The organism is Paenibacillus aceti (assembly GCF_003614185.1).
Taxonomy (GTDB): domain Bacteria; phylum Bacillota; class Bacilli; order Paenibacillales; family Paenibacillaceae; genus Fontibacillus; species Fontibacillus aceti.
This window is the reverse complement of record NZ_KZ987724.1, coordinates 2,424,303-2,443,551: the sequence shown is the minus strand read 5'-3', so window position 1 is coordinate 2,443,551 and position 19,249 is coordinate 2,424,303. Positions and strand designations below refer to the sequence as shown.

Sequence of the window (19,249 nt, the reverse complement as noted above, 5' to 3'; positions counted from 1 at the left end):
CCTTCGATCTTCGTATCCATGGGTCAATAGGCTTGCTCCGGCTCCTGGATGATGGCCGTGATCTCCTCGTCCAAATCCAGAGTAATATCATCGCGGAAAGCGCGAATTCCATATTCCCGGTATACATATTGCATGATCGCTTCAATAATGTTCAGCTCGACAATGTATCGGCTGCGTCCGTTCACCCATATCTCTCCAGTGTAGCCGTATTCCTCATCCCAGCTTAGCTCAACTTGAACGTCGGTGGGCCGGACTCCGGTTCTCTCTGCGGTATGGAGACATATGGCGTTAATAATTTCATCCATACTAAGAACCATGTGATTAATACCTTCCTCCACGGTTATAATCATTAGGACCGTTTGGCTGCTGCGGCTTTCTTCTGAAGCGCTGGAACAGCGACATGACGATCATAATAACGAAGTAAATCGCCAGTAAGTTCACAGCCATTCCCAGCATATTGCCGAGGAAGCCCATATTGCCGAACAGGCCGCCGAATAACATTCCGGCCAAGCCGCCGACCATCAGGCCCTTCATGAAGCTGCCACCGCTGAAGAATCCGCGTTTGGTATTTGCCCCGCTGGTAGCTGTAGTGCCGGACATTTTATTATTGGTCGTGGTATCCGATTTTTTATAATTGTTGTTGGTCGTTGACTTCTTGGGTGTAGGTGTGTAGCTTCTAGGTCCGGATCTGAAACCGCCGCCTCGTCTAGCATCGGCATAATCGGGATTGGTGAAGGCGATCAGTAAAGTAAACGCCATCACGATCAACATCATCTTCTTCAGCATTGTTCTGTAAATACCCTCCTGTAATCTATTCGTTTGAATTGCTTTAGCTATTTAAGTAATACGTAGAACCTGTCCTAGGGTTTCAAATTTTAATTAAACCATTGTATAAAAAAGATTCGAAGCATACATGATAAAACTTCAAGGAAACTGCATCTGTATTTGCATTTGCAGAAACTCCTGATCAAGCCGGTTCGACCGGAATAGGGGAAGGCAGGTTATGATATGGGTGAGAAAAATATATTAGCCTATTTCAAAAGCCCGGAAGAGGCTGAAGGCGCGGCTCGTAAGCTGAATGCGCTCAGGGCGCTCGATGTGTCGATCGACCGATTCACGCGTTACTCGGAGCAGAACTCCGGTTTATTTCAATCCCTCGCTGATCGTACGGGGATGCCGGCGATGCTGCATGGCTCTGATCTGGCCAGCTCCAGCGGGGTTCTGTCTGCGGCAGATCCATCGAATAGCGGCATGAGCCATGGCGGACAGGGTGGCCCTACAGGACATGATATTCTGCTGACAGCGGTTGTTGATGAGGGGATTCATCATCAGGCGCTTCGTATTGTTGAGGAAGCCGGAGGTATGATGTAAGCCGCAGTTCAATAAATTAGATCGATAGTAGAGAAGCTTCATACATGAAGAGAAGGAATACGAGAAGGAGAGATGAAGTTTGAGTCATTCAAAATCCAACCATGAACATAAGAAGTCCACTCCTAGATCCCTATCAGATGGCCGATTTGAAGATGTCGAGTTCTCCCGGGACCAGGCGGATCAGGAGGATTGGGAAGCGTTAGAACGAAGTGAACGAGCGGATGCCCGCATGCAGCACGATAAGCTTAAAAATCACAAACGTCTATAAATGATTTGTCAGAAAAGCCGCTTATGCGGCTTTTTTGTCAACTTGCAATAAAATATAGTACAATAAATCTTATGCATGGATGTTAAGGAGGAAATCATACGATGATCTGGAAAGAACTTACTATACATACTACTGAGGAAGCGGTGGAAATGGTCTCAAACTTTCTGCATGAAGCAGGGGCCGGCGGTGTGACGATTGAAGAGCATGTCGATAATAGCAAACCGAGAGACACTTCGCTGGGCCAGTGGTTTGAAATTCCACCTAATGACATTCCTGAAGGGGAAGCGAAGGTCAGTGGATATTTTGCGCAAGGTAGCGATATGGATGAAGTAATCAAACAGGTTAAGGAGCGTACTGAAGAGCTCCGTGACTTCAATATTGATCCAGGCGAGGCAGAGATCACAGTCCGAGACGTAAGAGAAGATGACTGGGCGAATAACTGGAAGCAATATTTCAAGCCGCTGCGTGTATCGGAGAAGCTGACGATCAAGCCGACCTGGGAGGATTATACGCCGCAGTCCCCGGCGGAGAAAATTATCGAGCTTGACCCCGGGATGGCCTTCGGCACAGGAACTCACCCGACGACTTCACTCTGTCTGCGTACTCTGGAAGGAGTCATCCAGGAGGGCGATGAAGTGATCGATGTCGGGACGGGTTCGGGGATATTAGCGATCGGCGCCTGCCAGCTGGGGGCTTCAAGAGTGCTTGCGCTTGACCTTGATCCAATCGCGGTGACCAGCGCCACGGAGAATACAGAATTGAACCGTCTGGAAGACCGGATTCAGGTCGTCGAGAGCGATTTGCTATCCGTGTTGAAACAGGGGGAACAGCTCGCCCTTGACGTGAAGCTACCGGTTCGTGTGGTGGTTGCGAATATTTTGGCCGAAATTATACTGCTCTTCATCGAGGACGTATATGAGGCACTGCAATCGGGCGGATATTATATCGCATCAGGAATTTATAAGAATAAGGAGCAAATTGTACAGGAAGCGCTCGTGTCGGCTGGTTTCGAAATTGTAGAAGCGGCACGGGAAGAAGACTGGGTCGCATTTGTCGCCAGAAAGAGGTAGATTTATGGATTTTTTGAATCAAATTTTGCGTGTCCCGTTAAGCCAGCTTCCCTTTTTTCTAATCACATTATTAATCGCTTTTACGGTACATGAATTTTCACATGCTTATTTCGCTAATAAATTTGGTGATCCTACAGCCAAGCTGCTAGGAAGAGTCACCTTGAACCCTGCGGTCCACTTCGACTTGCTGGGGGTTATTATGCTCCTGATCGCTGGCTTCGGCTGGGCAAGGCCGATTCCGGTCAATCGGGACAACTTCAGCAAGCCGCGCACGATGGGCGTTGTCGTCTCGATCGCCGGGCCGCTCAGCAATTTGCTGCTCGGTATTTTTGGAGCTTTTATTTACGTACTTCTGCTGCGCTCCGGCGTAATTCCGCATTTGGCCATCGACGGAAACAGCAAGTACACTATAGCCGCTCATACCTTCTTCGGGATGTTTATCTACATGAACTTCTTCTTGTTCCTGTTTAACTTGATCCCGCTGCCTCCGCTGGACGGATACCGTATTCTGGAGGATATCGTACCGCGCCGGATGCTAGGCAAGCTGCAGCAATTTGAGAATTGGTCTATTATTATCTTTCTTATCATCCTTGTTGTCCCTGCCTTGCAGCGCTATACGATTGCGCCTCTATATGATCTGGCCTATCTGTGGTCGGGCAATATTATCTCTTTCTTTAATATGCTTCTTCACAGCATATAGAGCCTGCCGTTAAGCTGAATATGGACTGGAAAGCTTGCAGCAAAAGTTGTATGATGGACCATGTTGATTTTGAGTTAGTACACGTATTTTAAGCTGAGGAATGATACGAGAATGCAGCGTTATTTCATTGAATCTGAGCAATTTATTGATCAGCAGGTAACGATTACAGGCGAGGACGCTCGTCATATTGGAAAAGTGATGCGTTCCAAGCCCGGAGATGAATTCATCGTCAGTGACGGAATCTCACGCGAAGCGCTGGTTAAGATCGTCTCGATCGAGCCTGGTGAAGTGGTGGCGGAGATTGTGAATGATCTGGAACCGGGGGGAGAAGCCTGGCTACAGGTGACGATTGCTCAGAGTTTGCCGAAGGGCGATAAGATGGAGACTGTGATTCAGAAATGCACCGAGATCGGAGCGGCGGCGTTCTTGCCCTTCATTTCGGAGCGGACAGTTGTCCAATATGATATGAAAAAAGAAGAAAAGCGGACGATACGCTGGCGTAAAATCGCCAAGGAAGCTGCTGAACAGGCCCATCGCAGTAAAATTCCGATGGTGGAGTCGCCCGTATCCTGGAAAGAGCTGCTGGCTGCGGTAGCCGGCTTTGATCTGGTATGCTTATGCTATGAACAGGAGAACGGCCAGGGGCTGCGCGATGCGCTGCAGCCTTTTGTCGCCGGGCTTGAGAGTGATAGAAGCTACAAGATAGCAGTTATCGTCGGGCCAGAAGGTGGCTTCTCGGAGGCTGAGGTGACGGCGGCGATAGCGGCTGGCGCCGTATCGATCGGCTTGGGACGGCGCATACTGCGTACGGAGACGGCGGCGATGGCCGCCCTGACTTGCATCATGTATGAATCTGGAGAAATGGGAGGAGCTTGAGAATGCCATCCGTTGCATTTTATACTTTGGGCTGCAAAGTTAATTTCTACGATACAGAAGCGATCTGGCAAATGTTCAAAAATGAGGGCTACGAGCAAGTCGATTTCGAACATACGGCGGACGTGTATCTCATTAATACCTGTACTGTGACGAATACGGGTGACAAAAAAAGCAGGCAGATTATTCGGCGTGCCGTACGGCGTAATCCAAACGCGATCATCGCGGTCACCGGATGCTATGCCCAAACCTCTCCTGCAGAGATTATGGATATTCCTGGCGTCGATCTCGTGATCGGCAACCAGGATCGAGAAAAGATTATTCCTTATGTGAACCAAATCAGAGCACAGCGTGAACCTATCAATGCGGTGCGTAATATAATGAAGACCCGTGAGTTTGAGGAGTTGGATGTTCCGAATTTCGCCGATCATACCCGGGCTTTCTTGAAGATTCAGGAGGGCTGCAACAATTTCTGTACCTTCTGTATTATCCCGTGGGCGCGCGGACTATCACGCAGCCGCGATCCGCAGAGTGTAGTTAACCAGGCACGTCAGCTGGTCGCTGCCGGATATAATGAGATTGTATTAACCGGGATTCACACTGGCGGATATGGCGATGATCTGGAAGACTACAAGCTGCCTGATCTGCTGTGGGATCTGGATAAGATCGAAGGCCTCGGCCGGATTCGTATCAGCTCGATTGAAGCGAGCCAGATCGATGACCGGATGCTCGAGGTACTGGAGGGTTCTGCGAAGATGTGCCGTCATTTCCATATTCCGATCCAGGCCGGGAATGACGATGTATTGAAGCGGATGCGCCGTAAATATACGGTGGCGGAATTCGAACAGAAGATCAAGCAAATCCGCGAGTTTATGCCGGATGTAGCGATCACGACCGATGTCATCGTCGGCTTCCCTGGCGAGACGGAGGAGATGTTCCGTGACGGTTACGAGACCTTGAAGCGGATCGGCTTCTCGGAAATGCACGTATTCCCGTATTCCACTCGGACAGGTACGCCGGCTGCGAAGATGGAAGATCAAGTAGACGAGGAGATCAAGCATGCTCGTGTACAAGAACTGATCGAGTTATCGGAGACGATGCAACAGGCTTATGCGGAGAAGTTCGTCGGTCAAGTGCTCGACGTTATTCCTGAACGGGATATGGAAGCCTTGGCAGTGGATGGGCATCTGACCGGTTTTAGCGATAATTATTTGAAGATTCGCTTCCCGGGCTCGCAGGATATGATCGGCAAGCTGTGTAGAGTCAAGCTCGACCGTGCGGATGCGAATACGAGTGAAGGTACATTGGTGCGTGTACTCGACGATTCGATTCAAGCTCTGGCTTAGTATTTTGCCAATATTAACTTATATAGCATTGTAGACAAGGATTTCTCCCGAATGGAAGGGACGAAATCCTTGTTGTGGATTCAGCATGGAATGATTATGGGTTGTGGGGCGAGGAGGTTCAAGGATGCCATATAAACAAATATCCGCTGGAGGCGTCGTATATAGAAGGGACGGCGGACAATTGCAGGTTCAACTGATCACCGATCGGTACGGCAAGATGTCTTTTGCCAAAGGGAAGCGGGAAAAGGGGGAGACCGTAGAACAGACTGCACTCCGGGAAATTCGCGAGGAGACCGGCATCATTGGCCGGATCGATCAGTTAATCGACATTATCGCCTACACCTATCCCCACCCCGCTCGGGGCCCCGTGGACAAAGAGGTGCATTATTATCTGGTTGAGAGCAAGGGCGGGGAGCTTCGTCCTCAGGTCGAGGAGATCCGTGATGTTGCATGGTATGAGCCGCTGGAAGCTTGGGAGAAGCAGCAAAGACAGGGCTATGACAACAATGATTTTATTTTGGAAAAAGCATTAAAGCTGCTGGGTGTCGCGGGTATCTAACATAGCGGCTTATGATTGCTGCAGATCCAGCTTGTTCCATACTGGCAAATAGCAGAAGGGCAGAGCCAGAAGTGAGCATATGACGTTGAACAGCGTTTGGGAATGAGCGATTTGCGCCGCCGGATCGGCGGTCATCCAGGAGACGGTGGATTCCAGCAAAGGCATGAGCGGCAGGAAGAATAAGGCCCCGAGCAGGTTGAGAATAACATGGGAGTACGCGACGAACTGGCCTGATTTTGTGCCGCCGATGGCCGCGATCAGAGCCGTCACACAGGTGCCTACATTCGAGCCGATCACCATAGCGATCCCGAGCGAGACGGGCAGGGCACCGGTGGAGACCAGTCCCATCGTCATCGCGATGGCCGCTGCGCTACTGTGGATCAGGGCGGTCACCGCAGCTCCGGCGAGGGCGCCCCATAGCAGGCTGTCTCCGGCATGGTTCAGCAGCTTATCGATAATGCCGTAAGCTTCAAGCTCCGGCCCGATCGATTGCATCCAGCGGATGGCGATCATGATCAGGCTGAAGCCCGTTAAGGCCAGCGCTCCATACTGGAGCGGACGCAACAAATGAGGACGGCGGCTCGAGTATCCGCCGGGGAAATACTCTTCACCTATGACCGCAGCTGCCCATAGCAGCAATGATATCGTCAGGAGCGGAAGTCCGAAGCTGGATATATCCAGAGCGATCAGCTCGGTGGTCAGGCAGGTGCCGATATTGCCGCCGAGAATGATGCCGAGGGTTCTGGCATAGGTCAATAGTCCAGCGTTAACAAGCCCGATCGTCATTACAGTTACGGCGGTGCTGCTCTGGAGAACTGCGGTAATGAAGGTGCTTGATACGAGCCCGGCCCACGGCGTTTTGGTAGACGTATGCAGCAGCTTGATCAGCCTGGGCCCGGCCCAGGCATGAAGCGCCGCTTCCATCAGCTTCATGCCGAACAGGAAGAGGGCGAGTCCCAAGGTGACCGGGAGTATAAGATCATGCAACATCCGTCTTCCCCCTTTTTTTAGAGGTCGTTTCAAGAGTCCAGCTTTGATCCCGAGGATGCTCAGGAATTAAGCTCGACATATAGGTGTACAAGTTACTTATATGCTGCTGGTGGGACATCCATGCCCGCAGGGAGCCTATAAGGGCTGATATTGGCATATGAGCAAGTTATAACATGGAAATGATGAAGGAGTGGATAGATTGGCATCCGTTATATTACACAAAAGTCGCAAGAAGCGCTTGGAACAAGCCCATCCTTGGGTATACAAAAATGAAATCGAGCTGGTGGAGGGGGAGCCGGAACCAGGTAGCCTGGTGCAGATTTATGATCATCGTCGCAAGTTTCTCACGACGGGCTATTACAATCCGGCTTCGCAAATAACGGTACGCGCTGTGTCCTACCGTCCGCTGGACAAGATGGATGTGGAGTTTTTCACGGAGCGGTTCACCGAGTGTCTGCATCATAGAGAGAGATTCGTACCAGGCGATGCCTATCGATTGGTCTACGGGGAAGCGGATTTCCTGCCTGGGTTGATCGTGGACCGTTTCGCGGATGTGCTCGTTGTGCAGCTGTTGACGCTCGGCATGGATCAATGCCGCAAGGAGATCGTCGAGGCGCTTGTGAAGGTAGTTGGGCCGACAGCCATATATGAGCGCAGCGATGTGTCCATCCGTGAGATGGAAGGGCTGGAGCAGGTAAAAGGACCATTGTACGGGGAAGCGCCACGTTATGTGACGATCCTCGAAAATGGATTGAAGGTTAAGGTGGATATCGAGCAAGGGCAGAAGACGGGCTATTTCTTCGATCAGCGTGAAAACCGGGCTTCGATTGCGCCGCTGATGACCGGCTGGGGCCAACGCAGTGGAATTGAGCTGAAGGAGGTCGCTGAGCCTGGGGAAGCGCCTAAGCTTATGCCGGTTAATTCCAACGGTAAGGTAGTGACGTTCCCTTATTGGGATGGGGCGACTGTGCTGGAGTGCTTCTCTCATACCGGCAGCTTTACACTTCATGCATGCAAATACGGCGCCAAAAAAGTAACCTGTCTCGATATTTCCGAGCATGCGATTGAGAGCGCCAGAGTGAATGTGGAGTTGAACGGATTTACGGATCGCGTAGAATTTGTCGTGGCGGATGCGTTTGATTATCTCCGCAGTCAGGTGAAAGGGCTGGACGATCGGAATCGGCGTGGAGCGCAGGATGGCAAGGTCGATACATCCGTGAAGATGACCGCGGGCGGCGGGCGTACCTGGGATGTCGTTATTCTCGATCCGCCGGCCTTTGCCAAGACCAGATCGGCAGTCAAGGGTGCCTGTCGTGGATACAAGGAGATTAATCTACAGGGGCTGAAACTGGTGAATGAAGGCGGCTATCTGGTTACCGCCAGCTGTTCATACCATATGCGTCCCGATTTATTCCTGCAGACAATCCAGGATGCCGCTGCCGATGCAGGCAAAGTATTACGTCTTGTCGAATGGCGTGCGGCTGGCAAGGACCATCCGCAAATCCTCGGCGTAGATGAGGGACACTATCTGAAATTTGCGATCTTTGAGGTTCGCAGCAAGACGTTTTAATGATCTTAGGTTTAATAAGGTACGTTCAAGAAAATATTGGTTTGAAGAGTATTAGCCAACCAGACATGTCTGGTTGGCTTTTTTGAATAGCTATGGCAGTGTGACTGAAATGATAGATAAGATTTCTAATAACGTATATAGTAGCGCTGAACGAGTCCCATAGTGTTTAGAAATGAAAGCGCATTCCTTATTATGCGAGAAGTGAAGTCTATAGCAAGAAAGGGATGTTTATGAGAACAATGAAAGAGGATAAACAACCTAATATTGATCATAGTCAGAAATGGTTATTCAAGATTGGTAAGAATAAAATTCAAGCATTTCAGGACAGCTTTGCGAAAGCGTTTGATATAAGTTTATGTATCTTGAATCTGGAAGGGAAGCCATTGACGGTGTGGTCCAACTCTTCTTTATTTTGCTACGACATTTACCAACAGAACAACCATCGCTGTCAAATGGAAAGACAGAATGTAATTTCTCATGTACTGCTGAATCAAAAGCAATATATTTACTCGTGCTATATGGGAAGATGCAATTTTGTAGTTCCGATCATGTTTAACAAGCAGGTTATTGCTATAGGAATGGGATCGCTGCTCAATGATTATTGTTATGGTACTGAGAGGGCAAATGATAAATTGGATATGCTGATCGAGCTACTATTAAACAGCTTCGCTTTGCTCAATCAAGTGCCTGTTTCGGAAGAAGTTGTCGAGGAGGAGCCCGTCCACAGTTCATCAGAATTATTCTTACTAGAGAATAAAATTACGAAACGTGAAATAGAAGTCATTAATAAGCTATACAGGGGTCTTTCCAATAAAGAGATTGCCAATAAGCTCAACATCAGCGAAGCTACTGTGAAAACTCACATCACTAATATATTGAATAAATTGGGATTGAAAGATCGTATCGAGCTTATTATCTTCCTGAAGCAGAATGAACTGGATTTGTGAGGAGCAGCTATGTCGATTAAAAAACGCACCATTTTATTGGTTTTTGGTACGATTATTATGCCTATGTTTCTGTTTTTAATCATTTCAAACATCATTATGTTTAAATTGAATGATTCAAGTGCGGCTGAATATTTGAAAAATGGACTTCGAAACGCGCAGTCGATTATTTCCTCCCGAATGGATGAAATGCAAAGTATTGCTGATTTTTTAAGCCTTGAGGAGCGGCTGCAGAATGCAGCATACGAGAGGAACAGTTCAGGAATTGAATCAGAGTTAGAGGATTTGAACAAGGTATTAAACTATGTAGATATGATCCTTTTTTTCGATCCTAAAGGGAGTGTGCTCTTTAGCAACAAGGAACTAAAAGCTCCGGAGATGCTGTTGAAGAAGAGTTACCTTGAGAGAATTAATATGAGGAAAGCTTCTATAGCTACTATGGATCGACAGCATGTTGATGACATATTTTATTCAGACTCCACTCTTTATCAAGAGTCATGTGTGAAGGTAAGCAGCGCAGAACAGAATAACCGTTTGTACAAAAATATGTTGATGGGAATCGTTATAGCACCTGTGTATGGTACAAATGATCAATTGCTAGGGTATATTCTGTTTGCCGATATCATCAATAACGATCCATATTTTCCGGAAATGTACACAAACAGCATCTCAGAGTCCTTCTTGTCTATTGGGATGGATGGTATTCGCGTGACTTCCAACATTAAGAGCAAGGAGAGCAGCAATTATATTGGCAGTAAAAATCCGGTTGCCTTAGAGGACAGTAACGCTTTGCAGGACAAGTCGATGGGTGTAGAGGGGAACTATACATACGGGAAGGTGTTAATAGGTACAGAAATTCACTACTATTTGGATAGTGGTATCAAGAATATAGATGGTGATGTTGTTGGTGAGTTAGGCGTCGGCATTCCAAAATATAAATTCAATACGGTAGTAAATGCCAACAACAACTTGATATTGATTATTACCTGCTTGTTCCTGTTCGTACTGTTGTTTATTGGCCGTTATTTTGCTAATAAGATCACTCGCCCGCTTAAAGAATCGATGAATTATTTGAAGGAAATCACTGCAGGGAAGAGGGATATAACCGTCAAGTCAGAGTGGCTTACCAAAACTGAAGATGAAGGGATTCAACTATTGCAGCTAATCCACGAGCTGGCGGTGAATCTGGATCTAAGTGAACAGAAACGCTTGAGCTATGAGCTGGAGCTGAATAAATACAAAACCGAATTAGAGGAACAAGTTGCCATTCGAACAAGGGATTTGCAAGTTGCTATGTTCGAGGCGAAGAGAGGCGATGATGTCAAATCACAGTTTTTGGCGAATATGAGTCATGAACTGAAAACACCGCTTAATAGCATTATTAGCAGTTCTTTAACTTTAGAAAATGGAGTTTTTGGACCGCTGAATGAGAAGCAAATTAAATATCTGCAGGTTATTAGCAATAATGCAGGTCATTTGTTGAAATTGATTAATGATATATTAGACATTTCCAAGATCGAATCCGGAAAAATGTATTTGATGAAAAACGAGTTTCTTGCCCAGGAACTGATCGGTGCCTGCATCTTTGATGTCGCGGGTTTAGCTTCGAACAAAAATATACAAATCCGTCTGCAGGTTGAGCCAGAGCAGATGAGATTGTATGTGGATGGGAACAAATTTCGGCAAATTATTTTGAATCTGCTGTTAAATGCGATTAAATTCAGCTACAACAATGGGGAAATTCATATTAACTGTATAGAAAATCCGTCTTACCACAGTATTACGGTGAGGGATTTCGGGATCGGCATCGATGAACAGGATCATGATCGGATATTTGAGCCTTTTGAACAAGTTGATGGCTCTTATAGCCGGCAATATGACGGTACTGGGCTTGGTCTGCCGATTGTAAAAAGAATGGTTGAATTGCATCAGGGCGCTGTTAGCTTAAAGAGCTCTTTAGGAGAAGGAGCAGAATTTACAATCTTTATACCAAAGAAGAATAACGTAAATCTTAAATGAGGGATAGTAGATGAACAGGATATTGCTTGTAGATGACAACCGGGAAAATTGTGAATTGTATAAGGATATTATCGAGGCCTGGAATTATGAGGTGCTGCAGGCGTTCCACGGGATGGAAGCTTTGCAAATGGCAGAGCATTATTTGCCGGATTTAATATTGCTGGATGTTATGCTGCCTGGTCTAAATGGATTTGAGGTATGTCAGAGACTAAGAAACAATAGAAAAACGAAAGACATCCGAATTGTCATGTTGACTGTACTAAGTGATGTGGCAGACAGATTACGCAGCATTGAAGTAGAAGCGAATTATTTTCTATCAAAGCCTGTAGATATGCAAGAATTAAAAAGTGTTATTCATTTGCAAATGAAAAAGAAAGAAACAGACCAGCACAAGGAAGATTTGGATAGTATTATTCAGGTATTTCTGAACATGCTCAAGCTCAAAGACGAAGAACAATGCCAGAAGGCATTGCTCTATATGGAGTATTGTGAAAAGGTAACCAATATGCTGCCTGTATCCAATGAAACAATTCAGAAGATCCATTGGTCAGCAGGAATATCCAGTATATCTTTATTGTTGGATGAGAGGGAACATAAGGATTGGATTAAGGTTTTAGAGCCTCTGAGTGTAATGAAAAAAATAGGGTACATCTTGCATCGTATGGATGATCAAGAAAGGATGACGGATGAATCCCTTGAGGTGGCTTTAGTCCGAACCGTCAAGCGATTTGTCGACGTATACCAGCGGCTGGGAGATAAAAAATTGGCTTTGGACGAGTTCAAGAAGGAAATGGTCACAAATAAACACACGAAGAACACTATAAACATTTTGGAACAAGTATTGAATGATGAAATATTCTACCAGAAGAATCAATATCATGGCTTAAACGGATAGTTGCCCTACCACTTTAGATGTAAAGATAATTATCTTTACATCTTTTTTATACAGTTAATCATACTTAAATCATACGATCGGACAATTACTTACACGGGGGCCCCTTCTTTATACTTATAAGTAAATCAAGCTTATCTAAGCTTAGGGGAGGTTTTAATACCATGTCATTAAAATTAGAAGACATTCTAAAGGAAAAAGGGGTTCCGATTAGTTTTCAGTATGGCGGTACCGCTCCTGATGAAATTGTTGGACGTGAAGTGAAGAAGGATCCCCATCCAAGAGTTAAAAAGCTGAAAAATTTATTTTTGCAAACGCTATCATCTGCATCCTGTGAATTTCCTTACTGGTACACGAGAAAGTTCCAGGAGACTGAGGGCGATCTTGTCATTATGAGAAGAGCTGAAGCATTGAAAAGTGCTTTTCTTCACATTACACCTACGATTTATCCAGGTGAGCTGCTAGTTGGAGGTAAGACATATCATTATCGTGGTTCATTCCCGATGCCCTGGATGTCAGAATCCTATTACATGGCCAAAGAGGATGAACTGTTCCAGGCGGCTCTTAAGAGCGGTTCCGCGAGCGCGGGTGAAGTGAGTACCTTCGGTACTGGCGGCGGTAACGTAACACAATCCGTTGGTAAGGTGACATCTATTGCCGGCAAGTTTGGTATGCGTGCTGAAGAGGTTCCGGCACTTGTGAAGTTGGCAAGGGAGTGGGTTGGCAAATCCGTTGATGATTTAGGCCACAAATACGAACAAATGGTTCCTGAATACCAAATGAAAGAACAGATTATGAGATCTGTAATCTGTATGTTCGACTCCGGTTATACACTGCCGCAAGGCCGTGAGGTAATCAATTACTACTATCCATTGCAGTATGGCTTTGATAGCTTGATTGAGATGTGCAATGAATGCAAGGATGCAGTTGCAGGACGCGCTCATGGAGATGGCATTACCGGTATGGACAGGCTTTATTTCTATGAAGCTGCCAAAACAATATTAGAAGGCGTTAGCGGCTGGATCGAAAACTATGCTAAAGAAGCGGCTCGTTTACAGCAGGTTGCCAAAACAGAAGTAGAACGGAAAGAATATGGTGATTTAGTAGACATACTCTATCATATTGCACATAAACAGCCGCGTACATTCAGAGAAGCTTTGCAATTAACAACCTTCATTCATCTTGCTGTTATTAATGAAGATGCGATCTCCGGTATGTCACCTGGGAGAGTGGGACAAATTCTGTGGCCTTGGTTCGAACAAGATATGGAAGCAGGCCGAATTACCGAGGATGAAGTTGTTGAGCTATTGGAATGCCACCGCGTGAAATTCAGTTTGATTGACTGCTTCGCTTGTGCCGGTGTAGTTGGAGGCGTATTAGCAGGTAACACATTCAACAACCTCGCTCTGGGCGGTGTAACAAGAGATGGAAAATCAGCAGCTAACCGTCTGGAGATGTTGATTCTTGAAGCAGGTATCCGTTGTGATTCCACACAACCTACACTTTCTGTTCTGTATGATGACAAGCTGCCGGAAGAATTCTTGTTGAAAGCAATCGAGTGTGACAAGATGGGAGCCGGATATCCAGCCTGGATGAACAATCGCGGAGGCATTGAGTTCATGATGAAGAACTATGCCAAGGAAGGCATGGATTTGACCAATGCACGAGCATTCTCTATCGGCGGTTGTCTCGAAACATCGCCGGGCATTTGGAAAGAGCTCGTCTTGAATGACCGCAAATACTGGATTCCTGGCGGTGCAGGACAGCCTACAAGCGTTGGCGTCCACTTCATTGCCAATCCAAAGGTGCTTGAATTAGTGTTAACCAATGGTTTTGATCACCGTACAGGTGAACAAGTATATCCTCCACATAATAAAAAACTGGACACTTACGAAGAACTGTGGGAGACATTCCAGGAATACTATGCGATGACTTGTGATTGCTTGACCACTACGAACAATATTCAGCATGATATTTGGCGCAAGCATAATATGGCGATCTTCAATTCCTTATTGAAGCCAGATTGCTTGGATAAAGGCCAGCATATTGGTAATATGGGCTATCGCTTCAATGCCACATATAATATTGAAAGCTGCGGAACGATCAATATGGTCAACTCGTTAGCCGCGATGAAGAAGCTTGTATACGATGATAAGAAATATACGTTCGATGAGATGAAAGAAGCTCTTCTCAATAACTTTGGCTTCAAAACCGCTGCAGAAGTTGGAAGCTTCTCGCTCGGCACACAAGAGAAAAAGGATGGTATCGACAAATACGATGATATTCACTCGGATTGCCTAAGAGCACCTAAGTATGGAAATGACGATCCATATGCAGATGAAATCTTGAGAGCCTATGAGGAATGGTTCTGTGAAATGTGTGGAGACTATGAATCCTTATATGCGAAACCATTGTATCCTTGTCAAATCTCGGTTTCTACACACGGTGCACAAGGTGCGGTTACTTTAGCATCACCAGATGGACGTCTAGCTGGAACAACCTATGCAGATGGCTCGATGTCCGCATATCCAGGCACAGACAGAAATGGTCCATACGCATTGTTTGAGTCTGCTACATGTTGGGATCATTCCCAATCTCAAAACTCGCAAATGAATATGAAGATTCATCCAAATGCTGTTATTGGCGTTGAAGGATCTAAGAAGCTGCTTGACTTGACTAGAGCTTACATGAGAAAAGGCGGATATCACATTCAATATAACATCGTTGACTCTAAGATGTTGATCGATGCGCAGAAATCACCAGAAAATTATCGTGAGCTGCTAGTACGTGTTGCAGGCTTTACGCAATATTGGTGTGAGATCGGTAAGCCAATTCAAGACGAAGTAATTGCTAGAACAGAATATGAAGGGGTGTAGACAATGTGTGAACTAAGACATGATGATTGCCGGAACTTTATTCCTGTGGATGTTGCCAAAGGCATTTGCAAATTAACGAATGAACTGGTCATGATTGACACTCCTGTATGTCCGGAATGCTCTGCTATTCCTAAATGTAAATTTTGCTCCAACTATGCTGCTGGTGAAACACCTTTCTTAGGGGAATGTAAAGCTTCTAAGAAGGGCTTCTGGACATACGAAGATTTGAAGGCATTCCAATGTGAAGATTTTGCGGCTAAGAAGGAATATACAGAGGTTAAATAACTAGGATAAATTGCACAAAGGAAGGGTACGTACCCTTCCTTTCCGATTAATGGATGAGTCGAATGGGGGGAATGAGTGTGAATGATCAACAAGCTCGCAGAACAGGGATCTATGTGGTCATCGCTTCTTGGTTAGCCGTATTTTGTTTGTTTGGATACCGGTCGACCTTTAGCATATTATTAGGTCCAATGTCAGAAGGAATGGGCCTTACCGTATCCGCCACCTCATTAGGTTATTCCTTAATGATGACGATCTATGCCGTTACAGCGTTCTTTAGCGGTATGATTATCGATAAATGGGGGACAAGGCCAGCTTTTGTGCTAGGTGCTGTATTCGGGGCTTTGGGATTTTATTTAACAAGCTTGCAAAGCAGCTATGCTGGATACCTATTTACATATTCGTTCTTCGCCGGAATTGGGACGGGGATGCTATGGGTCTCTTCCACGGTTTCGGTAAGGAAATGGTATGTTGGTACCAGCTATGCAAAAATGTGGGGCTGGGCCTTTATGGGGGCTCCAATGGCACAAGTTGTTTTAAGTCTCGGCCTCAAAGGAATTCTGAAGAGTATGGATTGGCGCGTGGCCATGCAAATCCTGGCAGTCGTTGTGTTCATCGCATTAATCATAGCGGCTCTATTTGCCCGCAAGAATCCTGAGGACTATGGAGTCAAGCCATTTGGCGAAATGCCAAATGCTGCTGACGGGGCTGTACAAGAGCAAAGAAGCTGGACTGTAAAGGAAGCATTTAAGACTTTCCCGGTGTGGGGGACAATCATCGCTTTTCTGACCAGTATGCTGGCAGAATTTCTAGTTTGGTCACAAGTTGTAAACTTCTTTGTTCAAGATGTTAAATTGGATCTGGGGACAGCTACCAATTTGTATATCGTGATTGGGGTCAGCGGCATTATTACAATGCCTTTACTTGGGGTTATCGCTGATAAGCTGGTCATAAAATACCATAATGAAGCTAAAGGTAGAAAGATTATGCTAATCTTCGGACCGGCGATTGGGGTACTTGCTTGTGCATTATTGCTGCTGACCAAAACCCATATATTCTTTGGAATCATCGCATGTGTTCTCTTCTCCATATATTGGGCAATCGAGCCAGGTGGATGCGCGGGCTATGCAGGAGCAATTTACGGTAGAAAAAGTATCGGCAAAATTTGGGGGTTAGCTACCCTGGTGGTCATGGGGATTGGTCCAGCAGTTGGAACCTATATGGGCGGTTTCTTCTACGATAATTTTGGTTCATACTTGGGCTCCATGTTATTTGCCCTTGGTTCCTTTGCCGTATCGATTGGCTTTGCCTGCTTGCTCCCGCTCACTGCCGAGAAGAAAAAATCGCAGAGCAATGAAGAGGATGTGACAAGCAGCTCGCAAGCTTAAATTCATAAGATGAAAAGAGGTAGATCCGAGCATGAGTCGTATGAATCTAAGTATGCCAATTGGAGCAGAACGACAACAGGCAAAAGGTATCGTATTTGATGTACAGGCTTATTCTGTTCATGATGGTCCAGGCTGTAGAACCTTATTCTTCTTATCAGGATGCCCACTTAAATGTACCTGGTGTGCCAATCCAGAAGGCTGGAAAGTACGTCAAAGATTAATGTATGCGGAACAGAAATGCAAATATGAAGCGTTCAACTGTGAAAGATGCATAGAAAGATGTCCCCGCAATGCGATCCATATTAACAATCAGAATAAGGTCGTTATCAATCGGGATATATGCTCAGGCTGTAACACCTATGAATGCGCTGAAGCGTGCAGGGATGAGGCTATTAGAGTCAGCGGGAAAGAGTTTACACTAGATGACTTCATCCATATTGTCTCTAGAGACAGGCAGTTCTGGAGCGGCAATGGCGGTGTTACCTTTACTGGCGGGGAGCCTATGGTACAGAAAGACTTTCTATTAGCGGCATTGAAATATTGCAAAGAGGCGTATATTCATACGGCGATAGAAACTTGCGGCTGTGTACCAAGTGAGACCTTCCGCACGATTATTCCATACATTGATTTTATGTTTATGGACTTGAAAAATATGGATAATGAGAAGCATATTGAAGAAACGGGAATGTCTAACAAACAGGTTCTCGATAATATCACAATCGCAGCAGGTCCTGAATTTAAGGGGAGATTGATCATTCGGAAACCTGTCATTCCAGGCTTCAATCACAATATGAAAGATATGATTAAAACAGCTGATTTCATGGCCAGCTTGAACCTGAAAGAAATCAATTTATTGCCTTTCCACCGAATGGGTGATAGCAAGTGGACCCAGCTTGGCGTGGTTTATCCGTTTACTGAACTAGAGAGCATGGATCCAACAGAGCTTATTCCGTACATTTCTGTCTTTGAAGAGAGAGGGATTCATTGCTATATAGGCTCTAATACGCCGTTTTAAGAGGTTGTTCAGAAGTCCGCTTTTGATATGAAAACCTCCAATCGAGGCCACTTCAAGGATGAGCGGCCGCGATGTACAAGAAGCCGATCCTTTAAGGTCGGCTTCTTGCATGCTGAATTCGCTAACGAAACTGAGAAACGCTATAGACCAATCACACCGTTTCCCCAGTCTTTTTCCCCGCAGGTTTGCTTTTGAACACCAGGGTCTTCAAATTGTCCAGGTTGATGAAGATGATGCCGATGATAATGGTAATTCCGCCAGCTACAGATACAAGCGAAACCGGCTCCCCATACAAAACAGCGCCAAGACAAAGGGCGATTAGAGGCGATATATAAGCCAGGTGGATGGAAACACTGGATTGGTTTTGGCGATCAGCCAATAAAAAATTGTATGTCCCGTCATTGATCCGGCAATGATTAAAAATAAGAGCGATAAAATCGCGTTTGGCGCAAGCATTGTCCCAATATGAATCTTCTCGGTGAATAAGGATAAAATAAGCAACAGCGCGCCGCCATACATCATTTGTGCCGCATTCAGGGCGATGGGAGATACATCTTGAAACCTTTGCACGACACGGCGCGAATACACGGTACCAGCCGAATAGAAAACTTGGCCCAATAAAACGGCCGCACATCCAAGCACCCACAGCTTGCTGAAGCTTACATTGATGCCGGGCAATAACAGCAAAACGAGGCCAGCAGAACCTATGAGACAGCCTGTCAACGAGCTAAGCGCCAGCCGCTGCCGGGCGATGACGGTCTGCAGCAGCAAAATCATTAGGGGGGCCGTTGCCGACAGGATGGCTGCAATCCCGGAGCTCAAATACTGCTCGGCCCAATAAAGAGTCGTGAATACCCCGAAGGTTAACCCCGTTCCTGTCAGGAGCATTTCCTTGCGCAGCAAAAGGGAGAAACTTGCTTTTCGTTTGCCAACCATCCATAACAATAGAACGCTTCCTGCCGTCAGAAAGCGAATTCCCGCTGAGAAGAAGGGCGGCGCCCCTGCATCGATTCCTATTTTAATAGCCAGAAAGGTCGTCCCAAAAATTAGGCACATCAGCAAATAATTTACTAGTATCATGTCTAT

Annotated in this window: 18 protein-coding genes and 1 pseudogene; 15 read left to right on the top strand and 4 right to left on the bottom strand. The window is 46.1% G+C overall.

Annotated elements, in window-relative coordinates; genetic code table 11:
- Positions 1-23: 23 nt before the first annotated feature.
- Complete coding sequence (locus tag BFJ94_RS11020; protein WP_120462717.1) at positions 24-317, bottom strand: YxcD family protein; 294 nt, start codon at positions 315-317, stop codon at positions 24-26.
- 4 nt (positions 318-321) lie between these two features.
- Positions 322-786, bottom strand: coding sequence for a hypothetical protein (locus BFJ94_RS11015; protein ID WP_120462716.1), 465 nt, complete (start codon positions 784-786; stop codon positions 322-324).
- Between the two features lie 222 nt (positions 787-1,008).
- Between BFJ94_RS11015 and BFJ94_RS11010 the strand changes: the two genes are divergently transcribed.
- The 7 genes from BFJ94_RS11010 (at position 1,009) to BFJ94_RS10980 (ending at position 6,187) form a co-directional block, all read left to right on the top strand.
- Entirely contained in the window at positions 1,009-1,371 is a 363-nt protein-coding gene (locus tag BFJ94_RS11010) for a hypothetical protein (protein ID WP_120462715.1), read from the top strand.
- 79 nt (positions 1,372-1,450) lie between these two features.
- Positions 1,451-1,639, top strand: coding sequence for a YfhD family protein (locus BFJ94_RS11005; RefSeq protein ID WP_120462714.1), 189 nt, complete (start codon positions 1,451-1,453; stop codon positions 1,637-1,639).
- Between the two features lie 101 nt (positions 1,640-1,740).
- Positions 1,741-2,709: a 50S ribosomal protein L11 methyltransferase gene (gene prmA, locus BFJ94_RS11000; RefSeq protein ID WP_120462713.1), complete on the top strand. Its 969-nt coding sequence runs from the start codon at positions 1,741-1,743 to the stop codon at positions 2,707-2,709.
- Positions 2,710-2,713: 4 nt separating this feature from the next.
- Positions 2,714-3,409, top strand: coding sequence for a site-2 protease family protein (locus BFJ94_RS10995; RefSeq protein ID WP_120462712.1), 696 nt, complete (start codon positions 2,714-2,716; stop codon positions 3,407-3,409).
- 111 nt (positions 3,410-3,520) lie between these two features.
- Positions 3,521-4,285, top strand: a complete 765-nt coding sequence (locus BFJ94_RS10990; protein ID WP_120462711.1) for a 16S rRNA (uracil(1498)-N(3))-methyltransferase — start codon at positions 3,521-3,523, stop codon at positions 4,283-4,285.
- 2 nt (positions 4,286-4,287) lie between these two features.
- Positions 4,288-5,628 carry a tRNA (N(6)-L-threonylcarbamoyladenosine(37)-C(2))-methylthiotransferase MtaB gene (gene mtaB / locus BFJ94_RS10985; protein ID WP_120462710.1) on the top strand — a complete coding sequence of 447 codons (1,341 nt, stop codon included), beginning with the start codon at positions 4,288-4,290 and terminating at the stop codon, positions 5,626-5,628.
- A gap of 124 nt (positions 5,629-5,752) precedes the next feature.
- Positions 5,753-6,187 (top strand): NUDIX hydrolase, encoded by a 435-nt coding sequence (locus tag BFJ94_RS10980; protein WP_120462709.1) that lies wholly within the window; start codon positions 5,753-5,755, stop codon positions 6,185-6,187.
- Between the two features lie 9 nt (positions 6,188-6,196).
- Here BFJ94_RS10980 and BFJ94_RS10975 read toward each other — a convergent pair whose 3' ends face one another.
- Positions 6,197-7,177, bottom strand: coding sequence for a Na/Pi cotransporter family protein (locus tag BFJ94_RS10975; RefSeq protein ID WP_120462708.1), 981 nt, complete (start codon positions 7,175-7,177; stop codon positions 6,197-6,199).
- A gap of 199 nt (positions 7,178-7,376) precedes the next feature.
- On the opposite strand from BFJ94_RS10975, the gene BFJ94_RS10970 reads away from it, so the two are divergent.
- The 8 genes from BFJ94_RS10970 to hpdA all read left to right on the top strand — a co-directional run bounded on the left by BFJ94_RS10970 (position 7,377) and on the right by hpdA (position 18,163).
- Positions 7,377-8,747, top strand: coding sequence for a class I SAM-dependent rRNA methyltransferase (locus BFJ94_RS10970; RefSeq protein ID WP_120462707.1), 1,371 nt, complete (start codon positions 7,377-7,379; stop codon positions 8,745-8,747).
- Positions 8,748-8,986: 239 nt separating this feature from the next.
- Positions 8,987-9,694 carry a LuxR family transcriptional regulator gene (locus BFJ94_RS10965; RefSeq protein WP_162944239.1) on the top strand — a complete coding sequence of 236 codons (708 nt, stop codon included), beginning with the start codon at positions 8,987-8,989 and terminating at the stop codon, positions 9,692-9,694.
- A gap of 9 nt (positions 9,695-9,703) precedes the next feature.
- Positions 9,704-11,710 (top strand): sensor histidine kinase, encoded by a 2,007-nt coding sequence (locus BFJ94_RS10960; RefSeq protein ID WP_120462705.1) that lies wholly within the window; start codon positions 9,704-9,706, stop codon positions 11,708-11,710.
- Between the two features lie 10 nt (positions 11,711-11,720).
- Entirely contained in the window at positions 11,721-12,605 is an 885-nt protein-coding gene (locus tag BFJ94_RS10955) for a response regulator (protein ID WP_120462704.1), read from the top strand.
- 161 nt (positions 12,606-12,766) lie between these two features.
- The gene (hpdB, locus tag BFJ94_RS10950) at positions 12,767-15,478 is read left to right on the top strand and encodes a 4-hydroxyphenylacetate decarboxylase large subunit (protein WP_120462703.1); all 2,712 of its coding nucleotides are present in this window, start codon (positions 12,767-12,769) and stop codon (positions 15,476-15,478) included.
- A 3-nt stretch (positions 15,479-15,481) separates the two neighbouring features.
- A complete protein-coding gene (gene hpdC, locus BFJ94_RS10945) occupies positions 15,482-15,763 on the top strand; it encodes a 4-hydroxyphenylacetate decarboxylase small subunit (protein WP_120462702.1) in 282 nt (93 codons plus the stop codon).
- Positions 15,764-15,840: 77 nt separating this feature from the next.
- A complete protein-coding gene (locus tag BFJ94_RS10940) occupies positions 15,841-17,148 on the top strand; it encodes an MFS transporter (RefSeq protein WP_205571018.1) in 1,308 nt (435 codons plus the stop codon).
- 31 nt (positions 17,149-17,179) lie between these two features.
- Positions 17,180-18,163, top strand: coding sequence for a 4-hydroxyphenylacetate decarboxylase activase (hpdA, locus tag BFJ94_RS10935; RefSeq protein ID WP_229716774.1), 984 nt, complete (start codon positions 17,180-17,182; stop codon positions 18,161-18,163).
- Positions 18,164-18,314: 151 nt separating this feature from the next.
- Here the strand turns inward: hpdA and BFJ94_RS10930 are convergent.
- Positions 18,315-19,174 (bottom strand): annotated as a pseudogene (locus BFJ94_RS10930) (DMT family transporter).
- Positions 19,175-19,249: the final 75 nt, after the last annotated feature.

Excerpts from the sequence above, each read along its gene's own strand:
- BFJ94_RS10965 (WP_162944239.1), top strand. The coding sequence starts at position 8,987 with ATGAAAGAGGATAAACAACCTAATATTGATCATAGTCAGAAATGGTTA.
- prmA (WP_120462713.1), top strand. The coding sequence starts at position 1,741 with ATGATCTGGAAAGAACTTACTATACATACTACTGAGGAAGCGGTGGAA.
- hpdC (WP_120462702.1), top strand. The coding sequence starts at position 15,482 with ATGTGTGAACTAAGACATGATGATTGCCGGAACTTTATTCCTGTGGAT.
- hpdB (WP_120462703.1), top strand. The coding sequence starts at position 12,767 with ATGTCATTAAAATTAGAAGACATTCTAAAGGAAAAAGGGGTTCCGATT.
- BFJ94_RS10980 (WP_120462709.1), top strand. The coding sequence starts at position 5,753 with ATGCCATATAAACAAATATCCGCTGGAGGCGTCGTATATAGAAGGGAC.
- BFJ94_RS10955 (WP_120462704.1), top strand. The coding sequence starts at position 11,721 with ATGAACAGGATATTGCTTGTAGATGACAACCGGGAAAATTGTGAATTG.
- BFJ94_RS11010 (WP_120462715.1), top strand. The coding sequence starts at position 1,009 with ATGGGTGAGAAAAATATATTAGCCTATTTCAAAAGCCCGGAAGAGGCT.
- BFJ94_RS10995 (WP_120462712.1), top strand. The coding sequence starts at position 2,714 with ATGGATTTTTTGAATCAAATTTTGCGTGTCCCGTTAAGCCAGCTTCCC.
- BFJ94_RS10960 (WP_120462705.1), top strand. The coding sequence starts at position 9,704 with ATGTCGATTAAAAAACGCACCATTTTATTGGTTTTTGGTACGATTATT.
- BFJ94_RS11020 (WP_120462717.1), bottom strand. The coding sequence starts at position 317 with ATGGTTCTTAGTATGGATGAAATTATTAACGCCATATGTCTCCATACC.
- hpdA (WP_229716774.1), top strand. The coding sequence starts at position 17,180 with ATGAGTCGTATGAATCTAAGTATGCCAATTGGAGCAGAACGACAACAG.
- mtaB (WP_120462710.1), top strand. The coding sequence starts at position 4,288 with ATGCCATCCGTTGCATTTTATACTTTGGGCTGCAAAGTTAATTTCTAC.
- BFJ94_RS11015 (WP_120462716.1), bottom strand. The coding sequence starts at position 786 with ATGCTGAAGAAGATGATGTTGATCGTGATGGCGTTTACTTTACTGATC.
- BFJ94_RS10975 (WP_120462708.1), bottom strand. The coding sequence starts at position 7,177 with ATGTTGCATGATCTTATACTCCCGGTCACCTTGGGACTCGCCCTCTTC.
- BFJ94_RS10990 (WP_120462711.1), top strand. The coding sequence starts at position 3,521 with ATGCAGCGTTATTTCATTGAATCTGAGCAATTTATTGATCAGCAGGTA.